The 25194-nt window shown below is 65.3% G+C and carries 24 protein-coding genes; 12 read left to right on the top strand and 12 right to left on the bottom strand.

Annotated features, from left to right (window positions below):
• The first annotated feature begins 36 nt into the window (after positions 1-36).
• On the top strand, positions 37-1128 hold the full coding sequence (locus tag BMY03_RS01420) for an NADH:flavin oxidoreductase/NADH oxidase (protein WP_094010060.1): 1092 nt from the start codon (positions 37-39) through the stop codon (positions 1126-1128).
• A gap of 31 nt (positions 1129-1159) precedes the next feature.
• Here the strand turns inward: BMY03_RS01420 and BMY03_RS01415 are convergent, their stop codons facing one another.
• The 5 genes from BMY03_RS01415 to BMY03_RS01395 form a co-directional block, all read right to left on the bottom strand.
• Entirely contained in the window at positions 1160-2404 is a 1245-nt protein-coding gene (locus tag BMY03_RS01415; protein ID WP_094010059.1) for an NAD(P)/FAD-dependent oxidoreductase, read from the bottom strand.
• A 3-nt stretch (positions 2405-2407) separates the two neighbouring features.
• Entirely contained in the window at positions 2408-3985 is a 1578-nt protein-coding gene (locus BMY03_RS01410) for an aldehyde dehydrogenase (NADP(+)) (protein WP_094010058.1), read from the bottom strand.
• Between the two features lie 136 nt (positions 3986-4121).
• On the bottom strand, positions 4122-5069 hold the full coding sequence (locus BMY03_RS01405) for a dihydrodipicolinate synthase family protein (RefSeq protein WP_038705598.1): 948 nt from the start codon (positions 5067-5069) through the stop codon (positions 4122-4124).
• 41 nt (positions 5070-5110) lie between these two features.
• Entirely contained in the window at positions 5111-6037 is a 927-nt protein-coding gene (locus BMY03_RS01400) for a 4-hydroxyproline epimerase (RefSeq protein WP_038705599.1), read from the bottom strand.
• 23 nt (positions 6038-6060) lie between these two features.
• Entirely contained in the window at positions 6061-7677 is a 1617-nt protein-coding gene (locus BMY03_RS01395; RefSeq protein ID WP_094010057.1) for an APC family permease, read from the bottom strand.
• Between the two features lie 244 nt (positions 7678-7921).
• Here BMY03_RS01395 and BMY03_RS01390 point away from each other — a divergent pair, with 244 nt between their 5' ends.
• On the top strand, positions 7922-8701 hold the full coding sequence (locus BMY03_RS01390) for an AraC family transcriptional regulator (RefSeq protein WP_094010056.1): 780 nt from the start codon (positions 7922-7924) through the stop codon (positions 8699-8701).
• Here the strand turns inward: BMY03_RS01390 and BMY03_RS01385 are convergent.
• On the bottom strand, positions 8689-9576 hold the full coding sequence (locus BMY03_RS01385) for a LysR family transcriptional regulator (protein WP_038705600.1): 888 nt from the start codon (positions 9574-9576) through the stop codon (positions 8689-8691). The two genes, BMY03_RS01390 and BMY03_RS01385, sit on opposite strands and share 13 nt — an antisense overlap.
• A 192-nt stretch (positions 9577-9768) precedes the next feature.
• On the opposite strand from BMY03_RS01385, the gene moaB reads away from it, so the two are divergent.
• Positions 9769-10308: a molybdenum cofactor biosynthesis protein B gene (gene moaB / locus BMY03_RS01380; protein WP_023632839.1), complete on the top strand. Its 540-nt coding sequence runs from the start codon at positions 9769-9771 to the stop codon at positions 10306-10308.
• Between the two features lie 95 nt (positions 10309-10403).
• Here the strand turns inward: moaB and BMY03_RS01375 are convergent, their stop codons facing one another.
• Complete coding sequence (locus BMY03_RS01375) at positions 10404-11303, bottom strand: bestrophin family protein (protein WP_023632838.1); 900 nt, start codon at positions 11301-11303, stop codon at positions 10404-10406.
• A 21-nt stretch (positions 11304-11324) separates the two neighbouring features.
• Positions 11325-12329: a GTP 3',8-cyclase MoaA gene (moaA, locus tag BMY03_RS01370; protein WP_094010054.1), complete on the bottom strand. Its 1005-nt coding sequence runs from the start codon at positions 12327-12329 to the stop codon at positions 11325-11327.
• A 254-nt stretch (positions 12330-12583) separates the two neighbouring features.
• On the opposite strand from moaA, the gene BMY03_RS01365 reads away from it, so the two are divergent.
• Entirely contained in the window at positions 12584-14911 is a 2328-nt protein-coding gene (locus BMY03_RS01365; RefSeq protein WP_023630455.1) for an FdhF/YdeP family oxidoreductase, read from the top strand.
• 118 nt (positions 14912-15029) lie between these two features.
• Here the strand turns inward: BMY03_RS01365 and BMY03_RS01360 are convergent, their stop codons facing one another.
• A complete protein-coding gene (locus tag BMY03_RS01360) occupies positions 15030-15488 on the bottom strand; it encodes an Lrp/AsnC family transcriptional regulator (RefSeq protein WP_023630456.1) in 459 nt (152 codons plus the stop codon).
• A gap of 152 nt (positions 15489-15640) precedes the next feature.
• Between BMY03_RS01360 and BMY03_RS01355 the strand changes: the two genes are divergently transcribed.
• Positions 15641-16816, top strand: a complete 1176-nt coding sequence (locus BMY03_RS01355; protein ID WP_094010053.1) for a trans-sulfuration enzyme family protein — start codon at positions 15641-15643, stop codon at positions 16814-16816.
• A 112-nt stretch (positions 16817-16928) separates the two neighbouring features.
• Here BMY03_RS01355 and BMY03_RS01350 read toward each other — a convergent pair whose 3' ends face one another.
• Positions 16929-17165, bottom strand: coding sequence for an HP1242/YdcH family protein (locus tag BMY03_RS01350; RefSeq protein ID WP_023630458.1), 237 nt, complete (start codon positions 17163-17165; stop codon positions 16929-16931).
• A gap of 116 nt (positions 17166-17281) precedes the next feature.
• On the opposite strand from BMY03_RS01350, the gene BMY03_RS01345 reads away from it, so the two are divergent.
• The 5 genes from BMY03_RS01345 (at position 17282) to BMY03_RS01325 (ending at position 21982) form a co-directional block, all read left to right on the top strand.
• A complete protein-coding gene (locus tag BMY03_RS01345; protein ID WP_023630459.1) occupies positions 17282-17647 on the top strand; it encodes a 5-carboxymethyl-2-hydroxymuconate Delta-isomerase in 366 nt (121 codons plus the stop codon).
• 165 nt (positions 17648-17812) lie between these two features.
• Entirely contained in the window at positions 17813-19450 is a 1638-nt protein-coding gene (locus BMY03_RS01340; protein WP_094010052.1) for a phosphoethanolamine transferase, read from the top strand.
• 100 nt (positions 19451-19550) lie between these two features.
• A complete protein-coding gene (rnd, locus tag BMY03_RS01335) occupies positions 19551-20684 on the top strand; it encodes a ribonuclease D (RefSeq protein WP_094010051.1) in 1134 nt (377 codons plus the stop codon).
• A complete protein-coding gene (locus tag BMY03_RS01330; RefSeq protein WP_023630461.1) occupies positions 20681-20974 on the top strand; it encodes a YcgL domain-containing protein in 294 nt (97 codons plus the stop codon). Before rnd ends, BMY03_RS01330 begins: the two co-directional genes overlap by 4 nt.
• A 75-nt stretch (positions 20975-21049) precedes the next feature.
• Positions 21050-21982 (top strand): D-2-hydroxyacid dehydrogenase, encoded by a 933-nt coding sequence (locus tag BMY03_RS01325; RefSeq protein WP_094010050.1) that lies wholly within the window; start codon positions 21050-21052, stop codon positions 21980-21982.
• Positions 21983-22067: 85 nt separating this feature from the next.
• Here the strand turns inward: BMY03_RS01325 and BMY03_RS01320 are convergent, their stop codons facing one another.
• Complete coding sequence (locus BMY03_RS01320) at positions 22068-22661, bottom strand: nitroreductase family protein (protein ID WP_023631624.1); 594 nt, start codon at positions 22659-22661, stop codon at positions 22068-22070.
• 145 nt (positions 22662-22806) lie between these two features.
• Here BMY03_RS01320 and BMY03_RS01315 point away from each other — a divergent pair, with 145 nt between their 5' ends.
• Together BMY03_RS01315 and BMY03_RS01310 are read left to right on the top strand one after the other, a co-directional pair.
• Positions 22807-23256, top strand: coding sequence for a YcgN family cysteine cluster protein (locus BMY03_RS01315; protein ID WP_023631623.1), 450 nt, complete (start codon positions 22807-22809; stop codon positions 23254-23256).
• A 26-nt stretch (positions 23257-23282) separates the two neighbouring features.
• Positions 23283-24491 (top strand): hypothetical protein, encoded by a 1209-nt coding sequence (locus BMY03_RS01310; protein ID WP_094010049.1) that lies wholly within the window; start codon positions 23283-23285, stop codon positions 24489-24491.
• 95 nt (positions 24492-24586) lie between these two features.
• Here BMY03_RS01310 and BMY03_RS01305 read toward each other — a convergent pair whose 3' ends face one another.
• On the bottom strand, positions 24587-24910 hold the full coding sequence (locus tag BMY03_RS01305) for a YgaP-like transmembrane domain (protein ID WP_094010048.1): 324 nt from the start codon (positions 24908-24910) through the stop codon (positions 24587-24589).
• Positions 24911-25194 lie beyond the last annotated feature (284 nt).

Genomic DNA, 25194 nt, shown 5'->3' with positions numbered 1-25194 from the left:
AACAATCGTATCCAACCCCATCCCTGGAGTTACCTCATGGCCGCATTGTTCGAACCCTACGCCCTCAAAGACGTCAACCTGCGCAACCGCATCGCCATTCCGCCGATGTGCCAGTACATGGCCGAAGATGGCCTGATCAATGACTGGCACCAGGTGCATTATGCGGGCCTGGCCCGTGGTGGCGCCGGCCTGGTGGTGGTCGAGGCCACCGCGGTGTCCCCGGAAGGGCGCATCACCCCCGGCTGCGCCGGGATCTGGAATGACACCCAGGCCCAGGCGTTCGTGCCGGTGGTCAAAGCGATCAAGGCCGCCGGTTCCGTGCCGGGCATCCAGATCGCCCACGCCGGGCGCAAGGCAAGCGCCAACCGCCCCTGGGAAGGTGACGACCACATCGCCGTCGACGATGCCCGTGGCTGGGACACCATCGCCCCGTCCGCCATCGCCTTCGGCGCCCACCTGCCGAAAGTGCCGAAGGCCATGACCCTGGACGATATCGCCCGGGTCAAGCAAGACTTCGTCGATGCCGCACGGCGTGCCCGCGATGCCGGTTTCGAATGGATCGAGCTGCATTTTGCTCATGGTTATCTGGGCCAGAGCTTTTTCTCCGAGCATTCCAACCAGCGCACCGATGCCTACGGCGGCAGCTTCGACAATCGCACGCGCTTCCTTTTGGAAACCCTGGCCGCCGTGCGTGAGGTGTGGCCGGAGAACCTGCCGCTGACCGCTCGCTTCGGCGTGCTGGAGTATGACGGCCGTGACGAGCAGACCCTGCAGGAATCCATCGAACTGGCGCGCCGGTTCAAGGCCGGTGGCCTGGACCTGCTGAGCGTCAGCGTTGGCTTTACCATTCCCGAGACCAACATCCCGTGGGGGCCGGCGTTCATGGGCCCGATCGCCGAACGTGTGCGTCGCGAGGCCAAGCTGCCGGTGACCTCGGCCTGGGGCTTCGGCACCCCGGAGCTGGCCGAAGGCGCGCTGCAGGCCAACCAGCTGGACCTGGTTTCGGTAGGGCGTGCGCACCTGGCTGACCCGCACTGGCCGTATGCCGCTGCCAAGGCCCTGGGCGTGGACAAGGCTTCGTGGACCTTGCCAGCGCCTTATGCGCACTGGCTCGAGCGTTATCGCTGAGTGAGGCAGGGGCCGCCACGCGGCCCCCGTTTCAAAACCGGCTCAATCGATAGGCGCTGATTTGCGGGCAGTCTTCGCCATTTACCAACCGCCCCATCCATTCCGCCGTCACCGCCGCCTGGGTCAACCCCAAATGCTGGTGCCCGAATGCCAGCAACACCTTGCCATCGGCCACCCGGTCGATCACCGGCAGCGAATCCGGCAGCGAAGGCCGGAACCCCATCCACGGTGTCGCCCCCTCGGCATCCAGCTCGCGCCGAAACAACCCCTTGCTCAACCTGTGCAGTTGCCAAGCCCGCTGCATGCTCGGCGGCGCCTCGAGCCCGGCGAACTCCACCGTGCCGGCCAGGCGCAGGCCGTCGGCCATGGGCGTCATGATGAACTTGCGCTCCAGCGAGGTGACGGCAAACGGCAGGCGCTGCTGCTCCGCCGGTAGCATCAGGTGGTAGCCGCGCTCGGTATCCAGGGGCACCCGCCGGCCGGTCAGGGTGGCGGTGAGCTTGGCCGAGTGGGCGCCGGCACTGATCAACACCTGGCTGGCCTCGAGGGGGCCCTGGTCGCTGGCAAGGCTGACGCCCTGGCCATGCACCCGACCGCCACTGACCTCGGCGCGAAGAAAGCGTACGCCGCCGGCCTTTGCGGCGCTGAACATTTCGCAGACCACATGATAGGGGTCGAGGAAGTGACCGGTACGCGGGAAGAACAGGCCACCCAGGATCGACGGGCTCAACTGCGGCGCCGCTTCGCTCACTGCCTCTGCCGACCACAGGTCCACGGGTACGCCCTGTGCCTGCATGCGGGCGCGTAACGCCGCGAGGGCCTGGCGCGATTCGTGGCGTTCGAACACCAGCAGCGACCCGTCTTCCTTGAGCAAGGGGCTGCGGTCGATGGATGCGAGCAGCCGTTGCCAGGCGCCAAGGCTGTTTTCATTCAACGCCCGAATGCCGGCCACGCTGCGCTGGAACGGCGCCGGGCGCAGGTTCAGCAGCAGCCGGGTGAACCAGGGCAGGGCGCGCGGCAGGTACTTCCAGTCCAGGCGCAGCGGGCCCATCGGGTCCAGCAACATCGCCGGCAGGCGCTTGAGGATCGACAGGTCGGCGATGGGAAACACCTGCTCGGTGGCCAGGTGCCCGGCGTTGCCATACGAAGCGCCATGGCCCGGTGCCTGGCGATCGATCAGCAGCACCCGGCGGCCCTGGCGTGCCAGCTGCAGGGCGCAGGCGACGCCGACGATGCCGGCGCCGACCACGGCGATGTCCGTGTCAGTGGCGGTCATGGTTCAGGCTTCCCGCTGGCCATCGAGCAGCCGCCGCAGGTGCAGCGGATTGGCCTGCTGCAATGCCCCGGGCAGCAGGGCGTCGGGGAAGTCCTGGTAGCACACCGGGCGCAGGAAGCGCAGGATCGCCGCAGTGCCCACCGAGGTACTGCGGGCGTCCGAGGTGGCCGGGAACGGGCCGCCATGGACCATGGCGTCGCTGACCTCGACCCCGGTCGGCCAGCCATTGACCAGGATCCGCCCGGCCTTGCGTTCGAGGGTTGGCAGCAGGCGGCGGGCGCTGTCCAGATCGGCCTCGTCGAGGTGCAGGGTGGCGGTCAGTTGGCCTTCCAGATGCTCGGCCACCTGGCGGATTTGCTCATCGTTGGCGCATGCCACCACCAGCGAGGCGGCGCCGAACACTTCGGCTTGCAGCGTAGGGTCGGCAAGAAACGCCTGCGCGGTGGTGACGAACAACTGAGCCTGGCACTGGTTCGGCCCCTGCGCCGGCAGGCTGTTCGCCGCGCAGCGGGCGTTTTGGTTCTCGCTCAGTGCTGCCACGCCGTCAGCATAGGCATTGGCGATAGCCGGGGTGAGCATGGTCTGCGCCGCCGCTTGGCCAACATGGGCGCTGGCGACAACCAGGAAGTGCTCGAGGGCCGGGCCCTGCCGGGCGACCACCAGCCCGGGATTGGTGCAGAACTGGCCGGCGCCTTGGGTCAGCGAAGTGACAAAGCCTTGCGCCAGGGTTTCACTGCGCGAGCGCAAGGCGCCATCGAACAGGAACACCGGGTTGATAGCGCTCATTTCGGCATAGACCGGGATCGGCTCCGGGCGCGCCTGGGCCGCCTGGCAAAGGGCGAGGCCACCGCTGCGCGAACCGGTGAAGCCGACCGCCTTGATACGTGGATCAGTGACCAGGCCGATGCCTAGTTCACGGCCCGCGCCGTACAACAGGGAAAACACGCCTTCGGGCAGTTCGCACTGCGCGACTGCCCGGGCCACGGCCAGGCCAACCAGTTCGCTGGTGCCGGGGTGGGCGCCGTGGGCCTTGACCACCACCGGGCAGCCCGCGGCCAGTGCCGAGGCGGTGTCGCCGCCGGCTACCGAGAAGGCCAGCGGGAAGTTACTGGCGCCAAACACCGCCACCGGGCCCAGGGCCACCTGGCGTTGGCGCAGGTCCGGGCGGGGCAGCGGCTGGCGCTCGGGCAGGGCATTGTCCACGCGCACATCCAGCCACTCACCGGCGCGTACCACCCGGGCGAAGGTGCGCAGCTGGGCACAGGTGCGGCCACGTTCACCCAGCAGGCGGGCCTTGGGCAGGCCGGTCTCGGCGTGGGCGCGGTCGATCAACGCATCGCCCAGGGCTTCGATCTGTTCGGCGATGGTTTCGAGAAAACCGGCGCGTTGTTCGAGAGGTGTTTCGCGGTAGGTATCGAATGCCGCCCAGGCCAGGGTGCAGGCCTGAGCCATCTGTTCGCTGCTGGCGCCGGCATAGGCGGGTTCCAGGGCCTGGTTGCTGCTCGGATCGATGGCGCGGATTGTTTCGCGGTTGCCGGGCACGGCACGCTGGCCGATCAGCAGGTTGCCTGTCAGGGTCATGGGGCGTCCTTTGGAATCAAGTATGGGAGCGGAGGGCGTGGGAGCTGGCTTGCCCCGCGAACACCGACCAATCCGGTGCCAGGTACTGCGTCGCCTGCTTCGCGGAGCAAGCCCGCTCCCACCAGTGTCCTCGTTATCAGGCGATGTTCTGCTCGGCCGACCAGCTGGCGTACCAGCTGCGGAACAGCGCGTACTGCTGCTCGGCATAGTTGCGCTGGGCGTCGCTGAGGGCGTCGGTTTCGTTGAAGTGCAGGCGGTACTCGGTGTCGCCGTTGAGCACCATCAGGTGCTTGTAGTACAGCACCAGGTCGCAGCCTTCATCGAACGACGACAGTACCGCCAGCGCTGCTTCCAGCTCCCGGGCCTGGCGTCGGGCCTTGGCATCGCCCTTGGCGGCGCGCTTGCTCAGGCTGACCAGCTGCAGCACTTCGCGGGGCAGCGCGTTGCCGATGCCGGTGATGGCGCCGGTGGCGTTGCAGTTGACGAAGCCATGCACCACTTGCGTGTCGACGCCCACCATCAGGGTCACAGCCTCGTCCTGGGAGGTGATGTGCTCGGCGGCGTAGCGCAGGTCGGCGCCACCGCCGAACTCCTTGAAACCGATCAGGTTCGGGTACTCGCGGCGCAGCTCAAAGAACAAGTCGGCGCGGGTGGCGAAGCCGTAGTAGGGGCTGTTGTAGATCACCGCCGGCAGCTTCGGCGCGGCAGCGAGGATCGCCGAGAAGTGGTGCTTCTGGGCGATCAGCGAGGCACCACGGGACAGCACGCGAGGGATGACCATCAGGCCGGCGGCACCAACCTTGGCGGCGTGGGCGGCATGGGATACGGCTTCGCGGGTGTTCACCGCGCCGGTGCCGACGATGGTCGGGATGCCGGCGGCCACCAGGCGCGCCACGCCTTCCTGGCGCTCGGCCTCGGTCAGCAGCGGCCAGTCGCCCATCGAGCCGCAGTACACCACCGCGCTCATGCCGGCGTCGATCAGTTCGCGGCCCTTGCGCACCAGGGCGTCGAAGTCCGGCTTGCGCTCGGCGGTGCAGGGGGTCATCAGGGCGGGCATGGTGCCGGTGAAGATGTTGTCGGTCATTGTTGTCACTCCTGGCGGTATTCAGTGGGAAATGAATGGGGTCAGATGCCCCAGGCGAACGGATCCTGTTCGTCGATCAGCAGGGTGCTGTCGGCGGTCATGTGGGCGCGGCCGGTGATGAACGGGCGAATGCGTTCGCCGTCGCGTTCGTAGCGGCCCTGGAAGCGGCTGCCGGTGATGCTGGCCTGGACCCAGGTCTGGCCTTCGGCGAGCTTGCCGTCGGCGGCCAGGCACGCCAGCTTGGCGCTGGTGCCGGTACCACAGGGCGAGCGGTCGTAGGCCTTGCCGGGGCACATGACGAAGTTGCGGCTGTCGGCGTTGGCGTCGTCGGCGAACAGTTCGACATGGTCGATCGGGGCATCGTGTTCGCCGGTGATGCCCTGGGCCTCGAGGGCCTTGAGCAGGGCCCAGGTGTAGTCGGTGAGGGCTTCACGGTTGTCCAGCTCGATACGCTGGCCGTGGTCGGAGACCAGGAAGAACCAGTTGCCGCCCCAGGCGATGTCGCCATGCACCTGGCCATGCCCAGGCACTTGCACCGCGACCTGCCGGCGGTAGCGGTAGGACGGCACGTTGCCGACAGTGACGGAGCCGTCGTCATGCAAGGTGGCACTGACCTGGCCGACCGGTGTATCGATCTTGTGCACGCCAGGTTCGATCAGGCCGAGGTGGCGCAGCGAAGCGACCAGGCCGATGGTGCCGTGACCGCACATGTTCAGGTAGCCGGCGTTGTTGAAGAAGATCACCCCGCAGGTCGCATCCGCGGACACCGGGGGGCAGTACAGCGCGCCCACCAGCACGTCGTTGCCGCGCGGCTCCAGCAGGCAGGCGCGGCGCCAGTGGTCGTGCAGCTCGCGCAGTTCGTCGCGCTGCTCGGCCATGCTGTGGCCGTGCAGTGGCGGGAAGCCCTTCATCACCAGGCGGGTCGGTTCGCCGCCGGTGTGGGAGTCGATGACATGAACCTGTTTCATCAGCGTGTCCATTGTGTAGTGGGTCAGGAGGCGACAGCGGCGGGCTGTCGGCCGGCATGGGTTTCGCTGCTGGCTTCGCTTTCATCGTCGCCATCGAGGCGCACCAGCCGCGCCGGCACGCCGGTGGCGGCGCCCCAGTAGTAGATGCCCAGGGCACTGGCAGCCACGACCACGGTATCCAGCGGGTGGCCGATCACGCCCAGGCCACCGAAGCTGCCCAGCCAGGAGAGGAAAATGGTCACGGCGTAGAAGCCGATCAGCCAGGCCGACGAGCGCACCTGCTGGCCCAGCGACAGGTGTTCGGTAGGCACGAAACGGCGGCACAGCAGGTACAGCACGAACATCACGATCTGCAGCGCCAGCAGCCAGGACACGGTGTTCCAGCCCGACCAGTAGACGATCAGCGCGGCGATGATGAACGACAGCGGGCCGAGCACGCCCATGCCCTTGACCCGGAACGGCCGGGCCATGTCCGGGGCGCTGCGACGCAGGGCGGCCACGGACACCGGGGCTACGGCGTAGCTCAGCACCAGCGCGGCGGAGACCACGTTGATCAGCGCCTCCCACGACGGGAACGGCAGGGTCCAGAACACCGCCAGGGCGAAGGTCAGCCACAGCGCCGGGCGCGGGATGCCGGATTGCTCGTCGATGCGGGTGAAGTACTTGAAGAAGGTGCCGGTCTGCGCCCAGCCGTAGATCACTCGCGGGGTGGCGTTCATGTAGATGTTGCCGCAGCCGCTGGGCGAGATCACCGCGTCGGCCACCACCAGGTAGGCCAGCCAGCCGACGCCCAGGGCCAGGGCGATGTCACGGTAGGGCAGGGCCAGTTCCTTGGTCACCCCGGCCCAGCCGTTGGCGATCATCTCGGTCGGCACGCTGCCGAGGAACGCCAGTTGCAGCAGGGCATAGATCGCGGTGGACAGCAGCACCGAGAGAATCAGCGCGATGGGGATGGTGCGCTGCGGGTTCTTCACCTCGCTGGCCACCGAGATGATCGGGGTCAGGCCCAGGTAGGCGAAGATGATGCCGCCGGCCGACACCGCCATCTCCACCCCGGACAGGCCGAACGGGGCGAAGCCCTGGACCTCGAAGTTCTCCGGCTTGAAGAAGGTGAACAGTACGCCGATCACCAGCAGCGGCACGATGAACTTGAACACGCTGACCAGGTTGTTGGCCTTGGCGAAGGTCTTCACGCTGCGGTAGTTGAGAAGGAAGAACAGCCCGAGCAGCGCGAACTGCACCAGCCAGCCAAGCACCGTCGGGTCGCTGGAGCCGGCCTTGGTCAAGGCCGGGAACCAGGCCGCGGCGTACTGGCGCGAGGCGACCACCTCGATGGCGATCAGGCTGGAGAAGGCGATCAGGGTGATGAAACCCATCAGGTAGCCGAGCAGTGGGCCGTGGGAGTACACCGGGTAGCGCACCACGCCGCCGGCCCGTGGCAGGGCGGCGCCGAGCTCGCAGTAGACGATGCCCAGCAGCAGCACGGCGAAACCGCCGAGGAACCAGGAGAGGATGCCGGCCGGCCCGGCGATGGCCGAGACGTGGCTGGCGGCGAACAGCCAGCCCGAGCCGAAGATGGCACCTAGGCCGATGAAGGTGAGGTCCAGCAGTGACAGCTGTTTTTTGAATTTGCCTGACATGGGGGCGCCTTCTTGTAGGTTTTGGATAGGCAGGTCTGATGTCACGATGCGGCGGCATGCGCCGCGTTCTTGTAGGTCGTGGGGCGGCTTGCGTGGGGCATAGAGTGGACCGATCGGGGGCTCGGTTCTTGATGGTTTTCTGCAAGGTGGGTGACGAAATCGGCATAGTCGGGAGCAAGTGCTGGCGCTCGGAGGGGGCTGCTGACTAGGCTTGCAGGGCGCCAGAACCACTAGAGATAACCGCATGTCCGAGCAACCGTTGACTGCCCTGTACCAGCACCTCGACCAGCACCGCCCCGAATCCCTCGAAGCCTTGCTGACCGGCGTGGTCTGGCTGCTGCCGATGCTGGACGTCATCGCCAATGCGGCGATCTTCATCAAGGACGACCACGCCCGCTATGTGCTGGCAAACCGCACGCTGGTCCAGCGCTGCGGTTTGAAACGCCTGCAACCGCTGCTGGGCAAGACCAGCGCCGAGGTGTTCCCGGCGCGCCTGGGCCCTGGCTACACCGAGCAGGATCGCCGGGTGCTGGAGCAGGGCCAGGTGCTGGAGGACCAGCTCGAGCTGCACCTGTACGGCAGCCGCGAACCGGGCTGGTGCCTGACCCACAAACGCCCGCTGTATGACGCGGCGGGGGCGATCATCGGCCTGGTGGGTATTTCGGTCGACCTGCAGTCAGCCGCCGACACCCACCCCGCCTACCAGCGCCTGGCCGCTGTGGACGCGCATATCCGCGCGCATTTCCACCAGCCGATCAGCATGGGCGAGCTGACGCGCATCGCCGGCATCTCGGTTGCGCAACTGGAGCGCTACTGCAAGCGGGTGTTCCACCTCACCCCCCGGCAGATGATCCACAAGGCCCGCCTGGAACATGCGCACCACCTGCTGCACAGCGACCTGCCGATCATCGAGGTGGCGCTGCGCTGTGGCTACACCGACCACAGCGCGTTCAGCCGGCAGTTCAGGCAACTGACCGGGTTTACCCCGCGCCAGTACCGTCAAGCGACGGCTCAGGAAGCTTGAAACAGGGCGCGGGCTTCGTCGAAACACTGCTCGGCGATGGCCGAGCGTGGCTCGCTGCGGCGCAGCAGCAGGCCGACCGGGCTGTGGATGCTCGCCTCTTGCACGGGAATGATGCGCATGTGCTGGCTGAGCTCTTCCAGGCCGCAGTCCAGTGGCATGATCGCGCAGCACACGCCGGTGTTGATCGCCTGGATCAGCTGGAAGGTCGAGTCGCTCTCGAGCACGGCGTTGGGCGTAAGGCCGCGGCTGCGGAAGCTCAGGTCGAGGGATTGGCGGTAGTGCATGCCTTTGCTCAGCAGGCCCAGCGGCAGGTCGCCGAGGTCTTCCCAGTGCAGGCTGTCGGCCTCGAACTGGAAGTGCCGGGTGTCGTGCAGCAGGCCCATGGTGGTGATGCTCAGTTCGATCACTTCGAAGAAGCTGGTGTTGACCTGGTCGAGGTAGCAGATGCCCAGGTCGAGCTGGTTGCGGCTCAGGCCGTCGATCACCTGCTCGGAGCTCAGCGACGACAGCTGGAAATGCAGCTCGGGGTACTTTGCGCGCAACGGCATTAGCAGTTGCATGGGGTTGAAGCTGGCCAGCGGCACGGTACCCAGGCGCAGGCTGCCGACCACCTGGCCCCGGCAGCTGGCAGCCTCGGCCTGCAGGCCGTCGTGGGCGGCAAGCAGGGTGCGGGCCCAGGCCAGAATACGTTCGCCGGCTTCGGTGAAGCCTTCGAAGCGCTGGCCGCGCTTGACCAGCACCAGGTCGAGTTCGTCTTCGAGGTTGCGCAGGCGCATGGACAGGGTCGGCTGGGTGATGTGGCACAGCGCCGCGGCCTGGCCGAAGTGGCGGGTCTGGTCGAGGGCGATGAGGAACTTGAGCTGTTTGATGTCCATGGTGCGGCCTGAGTTGCGGGGTGGGTAGACCTTAACCAAGAGTGAAGCACCTGGCTAATCATTGCTGACAAATTCGTCGGCCCGTGGCGGGCAGGCGATAGAAACCGTCGATCACCCGGTACGCTCTATCGATTGGACGCTACCGGGGCTTCTCTCTAACGTGGCCGCCAAGCCAATCCTGGAGCAAAGGCCATGAGCGTGAAACCGGACGCGGTGTTCGTACCGCTGAACATCGCGGTGCTGACCGTCAGCGACACCCGCACCTTCGAGAACGATACCTCCGGCGAGCTGCTGGCCAGCCGCGCCGTCGGCGTGGGCCACCGCCTGGTGGCGCGCGAGCTGCTCAAGGACGACCTGTACAAGATCCGCGCCCAGGTCGCCACCTGGATCGCAGACGAACAGGTGCAAGTGGTGCTGATTACCGGCGGTACCGGTTTCACTGGCCGCGATAGCACGCCGGAAGCGGTGGACTGCCTGCTGGACAAGCGCATCGACGGGTTCGGTGAGTTGTTCCGCGCCTTGTCGATTCTCGATATCGGTACCTCGACCGTGCAGAGCCGGGCCCTGGCCGGCATGGCCAACGGTACCCTGGTGTGTTGCCTGCCGGGCTCGACCGGCGCCTGCCGCACGGCATGGGAGGGGATCCTGGCCGAGCAGCTGGATGCGCGGCACCGGCCGTGCAACTTCGTCCCGCACCTGAAGCCGATCGGGGCCTGCGAAAGCCGCGGTTGACCTCAGGGCTCCATCGCGGGGCAAGCCCGCTCCCACGCCGATCTTATTTCAGCACACACGCTGGCGTGGGAGCGGGCTTGCCCCGCGATGAGACTTCAACTCAACACATGATCCACCGGCACCAACGCCGGTGGCAGTGGCTCATGCCCCAGCGCCGACAGCACATCACGCTCTATGGTGCGCACCAGCGCATCGGTCGGCAGGTCGTTCTCATCCCGCCCGAAGGGGTCCTCCAGCTCGTTGCCGATCGCATCCAGGCCGAAGAAGGTGTAGCTGACGATGGTGGTGAACAGCGGTGCCAGCCAGCCCAGCGGTTCGGCCAGGGCGAACGGCAGCAGCAGGCAGAAGATGTAGATGGTGCGGTGCAGCAGCAGGGTGTAGGGGAACGGCAGTGGCGTACCCTTGATCCGCTCGCAGGTGGCCTGCACGTCCGACAGGCCGGCCAGGCGCTGCTCCAGCAAGGTGTAGCGGAACTCGCTGATCGCTCCACGCTCCGCCAGCCGTGAACAATGTTCGCCCACCTCGCGCAGGATGCCGTCGCAGACATTGTGCGTCACTATCTGCGCCCTCTCGCCCAGCCAGGGGCGGGCGGCGCCGAGCTCGTCTTCGTTGCGCAGCCGGGCATTGAGGGCATGGGCGAAGGCACAGAGGCTGCGCAGCAGTTCCTCGCGCAGCGCCGCGTCCTTGATCGCCACGCTTTCGCGCACGAACGAGCGCACCTCGATGATCATCCGCCCCCAGGCCTTGCGGCCTTCCCACCAGCGGTCGTAGCAGGCGTTGTTGCGAAAGCTCATGAAGATCGACAGCGACAGCCCCAACAGGGTGAAGGGCGTGGCGCTGACCGGGTAGAACAGCGCCGGGTAGTGCCGCTCGACCAGCACGATCAGCGCCGCGAGCAAGGTCACCGCCAGGCAGCGCAGGGCGATGCGCTGGACGATCGAGCCTTTGAGGGTGAACAGCACGCGCAGCATGTCGGGGCGTGAGTGGACGATCAAGGCAGTTCCAGAGGCGGCCGATCAGCCGCCGGTCATGTTCATGAAGCGCAGGATCTGCACCTCGCCGCCCACTTCGAAGTGGTGACGGTAGGGTTTGAGCTGCATGGCGTCGCGGATGGCTTTTTCCAGGCGGGCGCTGTCGCCGGGGTGCTGGCGCATGACCTGTTTAAGGTCTACCGAGTGTTCGTTGCCCAGGCACAGCAACAGGCGGCCTTCGACGGTCAGGCGCACGCGGTTGCAGGTGGCGCAGAAGTTGTGGCTGTGGGGCGAGATGAAACCGACCCGTGTGTTGGGCGCCTCGGCCAGGCGCCAGTAGCGCGCCGGGCCCTGGGACGACTCGGCCGACTCGACCAGGGTGAAGTGCTCGGCCAGGCGTGCGCGTACGTCGTCGCTGGAGCAGAACGATTCGCCGCGCTCGTGCTCGCTGATTACGCCCAGGGGCATCTCTTCGATGAAGGAGATGTCCAGTTCGCGGTCGATGGCGAAACGCACCAGGTCGACGATCTCGTGGTCGTTGCGGCCCTTGAGCACCACCGCGTTGAGCTTGGTGCGGCGAAAGCCCGCGGCGCGGGCGGCGTCGATGCCGGCGATCACCTGCGCAAGGTCGCCGGTGCGGGTCAGGGCGCGGAAACGCTCGGAGTCGAGGCTGTCGAGGCTGATGTTCAGGCGCGACACGCCGGCATCGAACAGCGGCTGGGCCAGGCGGCCGAGCTGCGAGCCGTTGCTGGTCAGGCACAGTTCGCGCAGGCCGGGCAGGGCGGCGATGCGCCCGCAGAGCTCGACGATGCCTTGGCGTACCAGCGGCTCGCCGCCGGTCAGGCGGATCTTGCGCGTGCCCATGGCGACGAAACGCTCGGCGACCTGGTACAGCTCTTCGAGGCTGAGAATCTGCTGGCGCGGCAGGAACTGCATGTCTTCAGCCATGCAATAGACGCAGCGAAAGTCGCAGCGGTCGGTAACCGACATCCGCAGGTAATCGACTTTGCGGTTGAAACCGTCGATCAGGGCCTGGGCGTTCTTTTCCACGTTCGCGCTCGACATTGAAGTGGCTGGGGGCGGCCAAACGCCGCGGATAAGGTCCAAGCTATAACCTGCGCCCATTGGCGTCAAATTGCTTTGCCCGACCATTCGATCAGTCTCCTCTATCACAGCTGCAGGCCGCGCTGGCCAAGGTCTGGGCCCGGTGATCGAAACGGTTTATCACGCCGTCATTTATTTCGATTGGACGCAGCAGGGGGCGCTTCTTAGGCTGGAAAAAACACCGTGCGGAGAAGCGCAGCATGAGCCAGGACGAACACATCAGGGACTACAAGGGGCCGGCCGCCGGCTGGGGCGCGCTCAAGAGCGTGACCAAGAGCTGGCTGGGCAGCGAGAACGCCTTCAAGAACCTGCGGGCCATGCTCAAGACCAACCAGAACGGTGGTTTCGACTGCCCGGGTTGCGCCTGGGGCGAATCGCCGGAAAGCGATATGGTCAAGTTCTGCGAGAACGGCGCCAAGGCGGTCAACTGGGAAGCCACCGGTCGCTCGGTGGATCCGGCGTTCTTCGCCCGCTATAGCGTCAGCGCCTTGCTCGAACAGACCGACTACTGGCTCGAGTACCAAGGCCGCATCACCCACCCGATGCGCTACGACGCGGCCACCGACCATTACGTCGAGATCAGCTGGGACGAGGCGTTCGCCCTGGTCGCCCGGCATCTGAACGGCCTCGCTTCGCCCGACCAGGCCGAGTTCTACACCTCGGGCCGGGCCAGCAACGAGGCGGCGTTCCTCTACCAGTTGTTCGTGCGTGCCTACGGCACCAACAATTTCCCCGACTGCTCGAACATGTGTCACGAGGCCAGCGGCGTGGGCATGGCCGAAACCCTTGGCGTGGGTAAGGGCACGGTGGTGTTCCATGACCTGGAGCTGGCCGATGCGATCTTCGTGATTGGCCAGAACCCCGGCACCAACCACCCGCGCATGCTCGAACCGCTGCGCGAGGCGGTCAAGCGTGGTGCCCAGGTGGTCTGCTTCAACCCGCTCAAAGAGCGCGGGCTCGAGCGCTTCCAGCATCCGCAGCACCCGTTCGAGATGCTCAGCAATGGCTCCGAACCAACCAATACCGCCTACTTCCGCCCGGCGCTGGGTGGCGACATGGCGGCCATGCGCGGCATCGCCAAGTTCCTCCTGCAGTGGGAACGCGAAGCGCAGCTGAACGACGAGCCGCCGGTGTTCGATCACGCTTTCATCGCTGAGCACACCAGTGGCGTCGAGGCCTACCTGGCTGTGGTGGACGCCACACCCTGGGAACATATCGTCGAGCAGTCGGGCCTGAACAAGGCTGAGATCGAGCTGGCCGCGCGCATGTACCGCAAGGCCGAGCGGGTCATCATGTGCTGGGCCATGGGCGTCACCCAGCACCGCCACTCGGTGCCGACCGTGCAGGAAATCGTCAACCTGCAGCTGCTGCGCGGCAACGTCGGCAAGCCCGGCGCTGGCCTGTCGCCAGTGCGTGGCCACAGCAACGTGCAGGGCGACCGCACCATGGGCATCGACGAGAAGCCCAGCGCTGCCTGGCTCGACACCCTCGAGAAGCGCTTCCACTTCAAAGTGCCACGCGCCCACGGTCACAACGCCGTGCTGGCGATCCAGGCTATGGAAGAAGGCCGGGCCAAGGTGTTCATCGGCTTGGGCGGCAACTTCGCCCAGGCGACGCCCGACACCCCGCGGACCCACGCCGCACTGCGCAACTGCGAGCTGACCGTGCAGGTCTCCACCAAGCTCAATCGCTCGCACCTGGTTACCGGGCGCGATGCGCTGATCTTGCCGTGTCTGGGCCGCACCGAGATCGACATCCAGGCCGAGGGGCCGCAGGGCGTCACCGTGGAGGACACTTTCAGCATGGTGCATATTTCCCATGGGCAGCTGAAGCCACGATCAGCGCAGTTGCGTTCGGAGCCGGCGATCGTTGCTGGCATGGCCAAGGCCACCCTTGGCAACCGGCCCATCGATTGGGACTACGCGATTGCCGACTATGGCCGCATCCGCAGCATGATCGCCGACGTGATTCCCGGCTTTGCCGATTTCAACGCCCGCCTACAGCATCCCGGTGGGTTCCACCTGGGCAACCAGGCCGCCGAACGCAACTTCCGCACCGCCACCGGCAAGGCGCGTTTCATACCGAGTCAGTTGCCGGAGCATCTGGTCAACGCGACCGTGCTGGCCCGTGGTGACAAGCCAGATCTGATCCTGCAGACCCTGCGCTCCCACGATCAGTACAACACCACCCTATACGGGCTGGATGACCGCTACCGTGGGGTGTTCGGCCTGCGCGAGGTGGTGTTTGTCAACGAGGCCGACATACGCCGCCTGGGCTTCGAGCCGGGTGAGCACGTGGACCTGGTGTCGCTATGGGAGGATGGCCGTGAGCGGCGGGTGTCGGGCTTCCGCCTGGTGGCATATGACGTACCTGAAGGTCAGGCGGCGGCGTATTACCCGGAGACCAATCCGTTGGTGCCGCTGGAAAGCTACGGTGAGGGGACCTACACACCAACCTCGAAGTTCGTGGCGATCAAGTTGGAGAAGGCGAGGGCGGGGAATCGGATCGAGGCTACCCTGGCTGACTGACAGGGTCGGCCTCATCGCTGGCAAGCCAGCTCCCACAAGGATATCGTTTGGCTTAAGGTGGACGCGGTCGGGGGGGAGCCGGCTTGCCGGGGGGAGACCGGTCCTGCCAGCGACCATTTCAGCGCCCCACCGGATACGCCGTGGTGTACTTCATCTGCTCCATGGCAAAACTCGAGGTGATGTTCGACAGCCCGTCGGTGCTGGTGATCAGCTTCTTGTAGAAGCGGTCGTAGGCAGCGATGTCGCCCACCACCACCCGCAGCATGTAGTCCCAGTCGCCGGACATGCGATACACCTCCATCACTTCCTCGAACGCCGTCACCGTGGCGGCGAACTGCGCCAGCCAGGCGCTGTCGTGGCGCTGGGTCTTGAGCTGGACGAACACCGTAAGGCCCAGGCCCAGGCGCTCGGGATCGAGCAGGGCGACGCGGCTGCGGATGTAGCCTTCCTCTTCCAGGCGCTTGACCCGTTTCCAGCACGGTGTGGTGGACAGGTTGACCGCTTCGGCCAGGTCCTTGAGGGACAGCGAGGCGTCGCGTTGGAGCAGGGTGAGGATGTGCTGGTCGAAACTGTCCATGACGTCATGTCGCCGGTTGCGGGAAAAGTTTTCCGAGAGTAGCCGCTTGCCGGGAACGATGGAACCGTTTTGGCCGCTGGGTCGACGGCAATGTTCCACTGGCGCCTGGGGGTGGTGGATATGAGATAGTGGCGGTTTTCAACCCTCAGGCAATGGACCCGACCATGTCCGACAAACCGCGCAATTTCGCCACCCGCACCATCCATGCCGGTGAGCAATCCAGTGTTGCCGACAATGCCATCTTCCCGGCCATCGTCACCTCCAGCTCGTTCATCAAACGCGGCCTGGACGACAACCCCGAATATGCCTACAGCCGGGTCAGCAATCCTACCCGGCACGCCTACGAGACCTGCGTGACCGCACTGGAGGAGGGTGTCGGCGCGGTCGCCTGCGCCTCGGGCGTCAGCGCCACCGCCACGGTGCTCGAGTTGCTGTCCAAGGATGCCCACGTGGTGGTGATGAATGGCGTCTACGGCGGCACCTTCCGCCTGCTGGAAGACTACCGTGGACGCACCTCGGGCCTGACCACCACCTACGTCGACCTCAACGACATCGAGGCGGTGGCTGCGGCGATCCGCCCCGAGACCCAGCTGATCTGGATCGAGTCGCCGACCAACCCGCTGCTGCATCTGGTTGACATCAAGGCGGTCTGCGAACTGGCCCGTGAGCGGGGGGTGATGACCTGCATTGACAACACCTTCTGTTCGCCGTGGAACCAGCAACCGATCACCCTGGGTGTGGACCTGGTGATGCACTCGGCCAGCAAGTACATCGGTGGCCACTCGGACCTCACCGGTGGCGTTGTGGTGGCGGCCAACCGCGAGTTGCTGGGGCGCCTGCGCAAGATCAGCATGGCGGTCGGCGCGATCCAGGGGCCGTTCGACTGCTACCTGGCATTGCGCGGGCTGAAGACCCTCGATGTGCGCATGGAGCGCCAGAGCGCCAACGCCCTGCGTGTGGCGCAGTTCCTCGAACAGCATCCGCAGGTCGAGCAGGTCTACTACCCTGGCCTGGAAAGCCACCCGCAGCATGAACTGTGCAAACGCCAGATGCGCACGGGCGGCGCGGTGGTGGCGTTGCGCATCAAGGGCGACCGGGCCGCGGTCAACCGCCTGGTCGAGGCGCTGTCGATCTTCGTCCTGGCCGACTCGCTGGGCGGTGTGGAGAGCATGATCAACCACTCCTGGAGCATGTCGCACAACTCCCTGAGCCCGGAGCAGAAGGGCGTTATGGGGATCAGTGAGAACCTGCTGCGGCTGTCGATCGGGATCGAGGATTACCGCGATCTGATCGAGGATCTGGAGGGTGCGCTGATGGCTTGCGCGTAAGGGCTGTCGACGTCATCGCGGAACAAGCCCGTTCCCGCGATGGCCGCGTATGCCTTGGCGTCTGCGCGGTACCTGGGAGCGGGCGTGCCCCGCGATAGCGTCGGTTGGGGAATCAGGATTTTGGTGGGTGGACGATGCGTTCGATCTTGTCCTTGATCAGCACCCGCTCCTTGCGCAGGCGGTTTACGGTGTCGTCGCCGGTGGCATTGCCTTCGGCGGCGAGCACTTCCTTGTCCTTGGCGTTGTATTCCTTGTGCAGCTTGTGCAGGTCCTGGTTCTTGTCGATCAGGGCCTGGAACTGGTCGGCCGTCACGTGCAGGTCTGCGAGCAAATCATGCGGAACTGGCATTTCTTCACCTCTCTCAGGGTTGGTAAACGAGCCTGAACCAAGAGGATAGTCGCCTTTGCCGTAGTGCGGGACTGGGTTAGGCTGTCGCCTCCCCCTGCGTGAACGGAACCTGCGCCATGCCTCACCTGAACCTGGAATACAGCGACAATCTGCGCGACCTCAATGTCGATGTGCTGCTGCTGCGGCTGAACCACGCCCTGGTCGGCAGTGGCCAGTTCGCCGAAGAGCTGGACATCAAGAGCCGCGCCCAGGCCTTTGCCCAATACCGGGTCGGTACCGCCCCGGCCGAACGGGCCTTCGCCCACGTGCGCCTGGCGATCCTCAGTGGGCGTACGCAGCAGGTGAAACAGCAGTTGTCGAACAGCCTGCTCGAGGTGCTGCGCGAGGCGATCCCGGCCCAGCCTGGGCTGGACATTCAGTTGTGCGTCGAAGTCCTGGACATCGACCGCGAGCCGTACGCCAAACTTCGCCTGCCTGGCTGAATGGCAGCTGAATGACATTCATTTAATTAATGAAAGACGCTGGCCCACCAATTGTTGGCGTCTTTTTCACAAAAAATTGATGCTAGGCTTTCTAGAGTTCGGCCAACTTTCCAACCTGCCCGTCCGGGCGGGTTGGCCGCTGATCAACTCTTGTTGCGAACGCTCATGCTCAAACTCAGATCCCTGCGCACCGAATGGGTCACGTTGCTGGCCAGCCTGTACCTGTTGATCGGCTTCAATACCATGCTGTGGGAACACCTTGAGTCCATCGTGCCGCCGGGTATGGTGGGGCTCTGGTTGAGCCTGGCGTTTGCCGTGCTGATGCTGTTCGCCTTCAATCTCATACTCACATTGCTCGCGTTTCGTTATGTATTGAAACCGGTATTGATTGTGCTGTTCATCAGTGGCGCAAGTGTCGCTTACTTTATGAATCAATACGGTGTGCTTATTGATGCCGGCATGTTTCGCAACGTGGCCGAAACCAATGTCGCGGAAGTGCGCGACCTGCTTTCACTGAAGTTTGCCGTTTATTTATTTTTGCTGGGGGTGCTGCCATCGCTGTTGGTGTGGAACGCCAGGATCGCCTATCGCCCCTGGCACCGCGAGCTGTTGGGCAAGCTGGTGGTCAGTGGTGCCTGTGTCGCGGCCTTGGGCTCAGTGGCGCTGGTCAATTACCAGGGCCTGGCCTCGTTGTTTCGTAATCACCATGAACTGCGCTTGATGCTTACACCGAGCAACATCGTTGGGGCTTCCATCGGCTATGCCAGCGAGCAAGTGGGCACGGCTACCCGACCTTTCCAGCGCTATGGCGAGGACGCCCGCCGTGATGCGGCCTGGCAGCGGCACCAGCGCAAGTCGTTGACAGTGCTGGTGGTCGGTGAGAGTGCCCGGGCGGAAAACTTCGGCCTGCTCGGCTATGCCCGCGACACTACCCCGCAATTGAGCAAGGAGCAGGGCTTGCTGAGCTTTACCGACGTCCACTCCTGCGGCACCGAGACCGCCGTGTCGGTGCCCTGCATGTTTTCCGGCATGCCGCGCAAGGACTACGACGCCCGCGTGGCGAAGAACCGCGAAGGCCTGCTCGACATCCTCCAGCGCGCGGGGTTGGCAGTGCAATGGCGCGACAACCAGTCCGGCTGCAAGGGCACCTGTGACCGGGTGCAATTTATTGACGTGAGCAACCTGCAGGACCCGAGCCTGTGCGCCAGCGGCGAATGCCATGACGAGATCCTCCTGCAGGGCCTGGCCGAGTTGCTCGACAACCTCGACCAAGACACCGTGCTGGTGCTGCACCAGATGGGCAGCCATGGCCCGGAATACTTCAAGCGCTACCCGGCTGGCAGCGAACCCTTCACCCCGGTGTGCCGCAGCAACGCTCTGAACCAGTGCAGCCAGCAGGAGATCGTCAACGGCTATGACAACACCCTGGCCTACACCGACAAGGTGCTGGCGACCTTGATCGATACCTTGCGCAGCAAGCAGGACAAGGTCGACACCGCGATGATCTATCTTTCAGATCATGGCGAGTCGTTGGGGGAGTACAACCTGTTCCTGCACGGCACGCCCTACATGATCGCACCAGAGCAGCAGAAGCATGTGCCGCTGCTGGCCTGGTTCTCCGACAGCTACCGCGAGGACTTCGGCGTGGACACCGAATGCCTGGGCAAGCTGCGTGATGCGCCGTTGTCGCAGGACAACCTGTTCCACTCGATGCTCGGCCTGTTGCAGGTGCGCACCGAGGTCTACCAGCGCTCGCTGGACCTGTTTGCCGGCTGCCGCCCCTGGCTGGCGGCCGATCGCTGAGCGTACCGACGATCAGCACCAAGGATGGCGTGGCTTGCGAGGTTTCACCCATTGCGCCCGCGCCGTATATACTGCGCGCCAATGTTAGTGGGAGAGCCTCGTGGCCATCGAAATTCACTGGATCCGTGACGACCAGACCCTGGCCCAGCACTGCCGAAGCTGGCGTGAGCTGCCCTTTGTGGCCCTCGACACCGAATTCATGCGGGTCGACACCTTCTACCCGAAAGCCGGGTTGATCCAGATCGGTGACGGCAAACGTGCCTTCCTCATCGACCCTTTGCTGATTCGCGACTGGCAGCCGCTGGCCGAGCTGCTCGAAGACAATAGCGTGGTCAAGGTGCTGCACGCCTGCAGCGAAGACCTGGAGGTCTTGCTGCGCCTGACCGGCAAGCTGCCACAACCCTTGTTCGACACCCAACTGGCCGCCGGCTACCTAAACATCGGTTTCTCCATGGGCTATTCGCGTCTGGTGCAGGACGTGCTGGGGCTCGAGCTGCCCAAGGGCGAGACTCGCTCCGACTGGCTGCAGCGCCCGCTGTCGGACACCCAGGTGAGCTACGCTGCCGAAGACGCCGTTCACCTGGCCGAGCTGTTCACCGCCCTGCGCCCGCAGCTGTCGGATGACAAGTACGCCTGGGTGCTCGAGGACGGTGCCGAGCTGGTTGCCGCGCTGCGCCGTGAAGTCGAGCCCGAGACCCTCTACCGCGACGTCAAGCTGGCTTGGAAGCTCGGCCGCCAGCAGCTGGCCGTGCTGCGCGAGCTGTGCGCCTGGCGCGAGCGTGAGGCCCGCAGCCGCGATGTGCCACGCAATCGCATCCTCAAGGAACATTCGTTGTGGCCCATGGCCAAGAGCCAGCCGGACAGCCCGTCGGCGCTGGCGAAAATCGACGAAATGCACCCGCGTACCATCCGCCAGGACGGCGAGGCGTTGATCCAGCTGATCAAGCGCGCCGCCAGCCTGCCGCAGGAGCAATGGCCCGCGCCACTGCCCGAGCCGCTGCCGATCGAAGCCGCCGGCATTCTCAAGCGCCTGCGCGCCATCGGACAGGCTGAAGGTGAGCGCCTGGGCATCGCCCCGGAACTGATGCTGCGCAAGAAAGCCCTCGAAGCGCTGCTCAAGAGCGGCTACCCCGACGGTCCCTATCAACTGCCCGATGCACTGCGCGGCTGGCGTCGCGAGCGCATGGGCCAGGCCCTGCTGGACGATCTGGCCGGTGCCGGAGATTCACGATGAAACGTATCTGCTCGATCTACAAGAGCCCCCGCAAGAACGAAATGTACCTGTATGTGCTCAAGGCCGATGGCCTGGAGCGTGTGCCCGAGGGGCTGCTGCCTTTCTTCGGCACGCCCGTGCACGCCTTCGACCTGGTGCTCAGCCCCGAGCGCAAGCTGGCCCGCGAGGACATCGCCAAGGTGCTGGAAAACCTCGACAACCAGGGCTACCACCTGCAGATGCCGCCTCCGGACGACGACTACATCGAGCACCTGCCCGAAGAACTGCTGCGCCGCAACGACCCGGCCTGATCCGGGCGCGGTCTCTTCTCTGTCTGCGGCCCGCCTGGCGGGCCGCTTCCGTTGTTTGCCAAGGTTGTGTGTCACATGCGCGTTCTGATCGCTGAACAGGATCATGCCAACTATGCCCGCCTGCTGGGCGAGGCGGCGCCGGACCTGGAGGTCCTGACCAGTGGCGATTCCGCCGAACTGGCCCGCCTGGCCCCCGACTGCCCGGTGTGGCTGGGCCAGCCCGACCTGCTGGCCAGCCTGTTGCGCCAGGGCCACAAACCCCGGTGGATGCAATCGACCTGGGCCGGCATCACCCCGTTGCTGGCCGACGGCCTGCCGCGCGACTACCGCCTGACCCGGGCGGTGGGGATCTTTGGTCAGGTGATGGCCGAGTACATGCTCACCTACATGCTTGGCCATGAGCGCGATGTGCTGTCGCGCCTGGTCAGCCAGGTCGAGCGGCGTTGGGATGATCGGCCCGGGCGGACCCTGGAAGGACGGCGGGTGCTGATCGTCGGCACCGGCGATATCGGCCAGCAAGTCGCCGAGTTCCTCGTGCCCTTTGGCGTCACCTTGTCCGGGGTAGCCAGCAGTGCCCGTGAGCAGGCGCCGTTCGTCGAGGTTGCCGGGCTCGACCAGTTGCCCCGCCTGGTCGGCGAGGCCGACTACGTGCTCAACCTGTTGCCCGACACGCCGGCCACCCATGACCTGTACGATGCGGCACTGTTCAAGTGCTTCCGCTCCAGTGCCTTGTTCATCAATGCCGGGCGCGGCGTGGCGGTAGTCGATGCCGACCTGGTCGAGGCGCTCAAGCAAGGGCACCTGGCCGGCGCGGTGATCGATGTCTGCCGCCAGGAGCCGTTGCCCCAGCGCCACCCGTTCTGGACTGCCTGGGGGCTGCTGCTGACCGGGCACAGCTCAGCGCCGACTTCGCCGACGGCGATGGTGCGGTTGTTCGTCGGGAATGCGCGGGCGTATGCGGCGGGGCAGGGGTTACGTGGGGAAGTGGATTTCGCGCGGGGCTACTGACAGACGTTTGCTCTACGGCCCGCTCTCACGGGGTGTACCGTGACCCGTGGGAGCGGGCTTGTCCCGCGATGAATCAGATGCAACCTTACAAGCTGAAATCGCCTTCGGCCGCCAGCTCGCTCAACGGTCGGCGCGGGCTCGGCATTTCACGGGCCTGCAAACCTTCGGCCAGGGTCGCCTTGTCGCCCAGCTTGCCGATTGCCACCATTGCGTGCAGTGCGTAGCCCTCGGGGATCTTCAGCTCGCGCCGGGCCAGGTCCTGATCGAAGCCGGCCATGCCGTGGGTGTGCCAGCCGCTGATGCTGGCCTGCAACGCCAGATGGCCCCAGGCCGAGCCGGTGTCGAAGGTGTGCCACAGGGCCGGCTTCTCTTCATCGGAGCCGGGTGCGGCGAAGGTGGTCTTGGAGATGATCAGCACCAGCGCCGAGGCATGCTGCGCCCAGCTGCGGTTGAACTCGTTGAGGATGTCCAGGTAGCGCGCCCAGCTGGGTGTGTCGCGGCGGGCATAGAGGAAACGCCACGGCTGCGAGTTGTAGGCCGACGGCGCCCAGCGCGCGGCTTCGAGGAAGCTCAGCAAGGTTTCCTGGCTGATCGGCTCGTTGGTGAAGGCGCGGGGCGACCAGCGATTGATGAACTGCTCGTTGATGGCATAGTCGGCGATGCGTGGGGTGGCGCTCATGGTTGCTCCTGCAAGGACTGGGACAAAGACCGCACGCTACTGCGTCCGGCGAGCACTGACAAGCGGTCTGGCGTTGCCGCCGGACTGCCTCTAGACTGGCGCCGCCGCGCGCCGCGGATTGATGTTGACTGCAGGAACACGTGTGATGATCGCCGATACCGCGCCCTTCTGGCGGCGCAAGACCCTCGACCAGCTCGATGCGCAAGAGTGGGAGTCGCTGTGCGACGGCTGCGGCCTGTGCTGCCTGCAGAAACTCGAGGACGAAGAGGACAACAGCGTCTACTACACGAGCATCGCCTGCAAGCTGCTTGACCTGCAGACCTGCCAGTGCAGCGACTATCCCAATCGCTTCCGCTTCGTGCCAGATTGCATCCAGCTGACCCCAGGCAAGGCCGACCAGTTCAAGTGGCTGCCGCCCACCTGCGCTTATCGGCTGGTCAGCGAAGGCCAGGACTTGCCGTCGTGGCACCACCTGGTCTGCGGCGATCGCGGGCAAGTGCATGAGCAACGCATTTCCCGGTCCGGGCGGATGCTCAGCGAGAACGATGTGGATGAAGACGACTGGGAAGACCACCTGATTTTTCGCGCGGGTTGAGCCGCGCGGCTACAAGGAGTTTCGCTATGCGTCGCCCGCTGTTTATGGTGCTTGGCCTGCTGCTCAGCACTCAGGCGCTGGCCAGGAAAGTCGATCTGGACTATCAGGTTCGCCTTTTGCCGCAAAGCGGCCAGGCCGAGGTGCGCCTGACCCTGGCCGACGGCAGCGTGGTGCGCAGCCTCGACTTCGACCTGGGCAAAGCCGGCGTCTACAGCGACTTCCTTGCTGATGGCCAGTGGCAGGTGCAGAACGGGCGCGGCGTCTGGCACCCGGCGTCAGGCAAGACCAGCCTCAGCTACCGCGTGCTGCTCGACCAGCAACCGAAGGGCGGTGTCCATGAAACCCGCATGACCGCGCATTGGGCGCTGTTCCGTGGCGATCAGCTGGTGCCGCCGGCGCGCCTCGACCAGCAGGACGGCACCGAGCTGGTGTCGCGCCTGGCCTTCGACCTGCCGGCCGGCTGGAAGAGTGTCGAAACCGCCTGGCCGCGCATCGGCCGGCAGAAATTCCGCATCGATGACGTATCGCGCCTGTTCGATCGCCCCACTGGCTGGATGCTCGCCGGCAACCTGGGCAGCCGCCGTGCGCGCCTTGGCGACACCGAGGTGACCGTCGCCGCGCCGCAGGGGCAGGGCATGCGCCGCATGGACACCTTGACCCTGTTGACCTTCGTCTGGCCGCAGTTGCAGTCGGTGTTTCCACGCAACCCGCCCAAGTTGCTGCTGGTCGGTGCCCGCGACGAGATGTGGCGTGGCGTGCTGCCAGGCAACAATTCCCTGTACTTGCACAGTGGCCGGCCGCTGATCAGCGAGAACGGCAATAGCCCGCTGTTGCGCGAACTGGTGCAATTGTTCGCCCAGATCAACGACCGCGATGGCAGCGACTGGCTCGGCGAGAGCCTGGCCGACTATTACGCCAGCGAGCTGCTGCGGCGTGCTGGAGGCATGAGCGACGACCGTTACGAGGCGTTGCAGGCGCGCTTGCATAAACTTGGCGACAGAGTGAATCACCTCAAGGGTGCCAAGGCCAGCTCGGCGCAGGTGGCTCGCGGCGTGCTGCTGTTGCAGGCGCTGGATCGCGAGATTCGCCTGCACAACCACGACAAGCGCTCGCTGGACGATGTCGCCCGGGCTCTGATGCGCCTGTCGAGCGTCAGCACCGAGGAGTTCGTGCAGATCAGCGAGAACGTCCTGGGGCGGCAGTCCGAAGTATTGCAAAGCAAGGTATTGCGCTAGACCCAAGATCTATCGCGGGGGCAAGCCCGTTCCCACGACCCCGGACAATCATTTTGAACGCGGGCTCGTGGGAGCGGGCTTGCCCCGCGAAGCTTTCAACCGCCGGTCACCGTTGCGGTACGGGTTGCTGCCTCGGCACTGGCCTTCAGCGCCTTGAGCTCGGCAGTCCCCCGTTCTATGTCGCGATGCAGGCGCAAATATTCGGCGCGATGCCGCAACCACCACGCCTTGGTCGAGCAATGCCCGCTTACACCACGGGCCAGCGCCAGGCCGCCGACGGCAACCTGCAACATCCCCAGCAGGCCACCGTGGCGTAGCCCCTTACTGATCATCAACGCGCCCCCAGCCAGGGAGCTGACGCGCTCCAGGCCGTGGACATTGTGTTCCGGTGTGTCCGTTGTCCAATGGATATCGTGCATTGCCGGGTCTCCTCAGGTTGGTGATATCCAGCAGACTTTGCTCAGCGTGCAAGCGTTCAGTGTAATTTGCCGCGTGGCTGCCCCGGAAAACTTCGAGACTGTCCTGAGCAGGGGGGGTATAGCGATTGGTTGCAGGTGTCATTGGCGAGGGTGTTGGTTTTAATGAAACTTTTGCTCAGCGTATTTAATCAGCCGTGACATGAAAGCGCCGCCGTGGCTGAACGACTATGGAGAATCTCTAAGTCACGCTGTTGCTGTTGCTGTTGCTGTTGCTGTTGCTGTTG

Origin of the sequence: Pseudomonas soli (genome assembly GCF_900110655.1) — a bacterium.
GTDB lineage: Bacteria > Pseudomonadota > Gammaproteobacteria > Pseudomonadales > Pseudomonadaceae > Aquipseudomonas > Aquipseudomonas soli.
The sequence above is the reverse complement of the archived record's forward strand: the minus strand, read 5'-3'. Positions and strand labels throughout refer to the sequence as shown.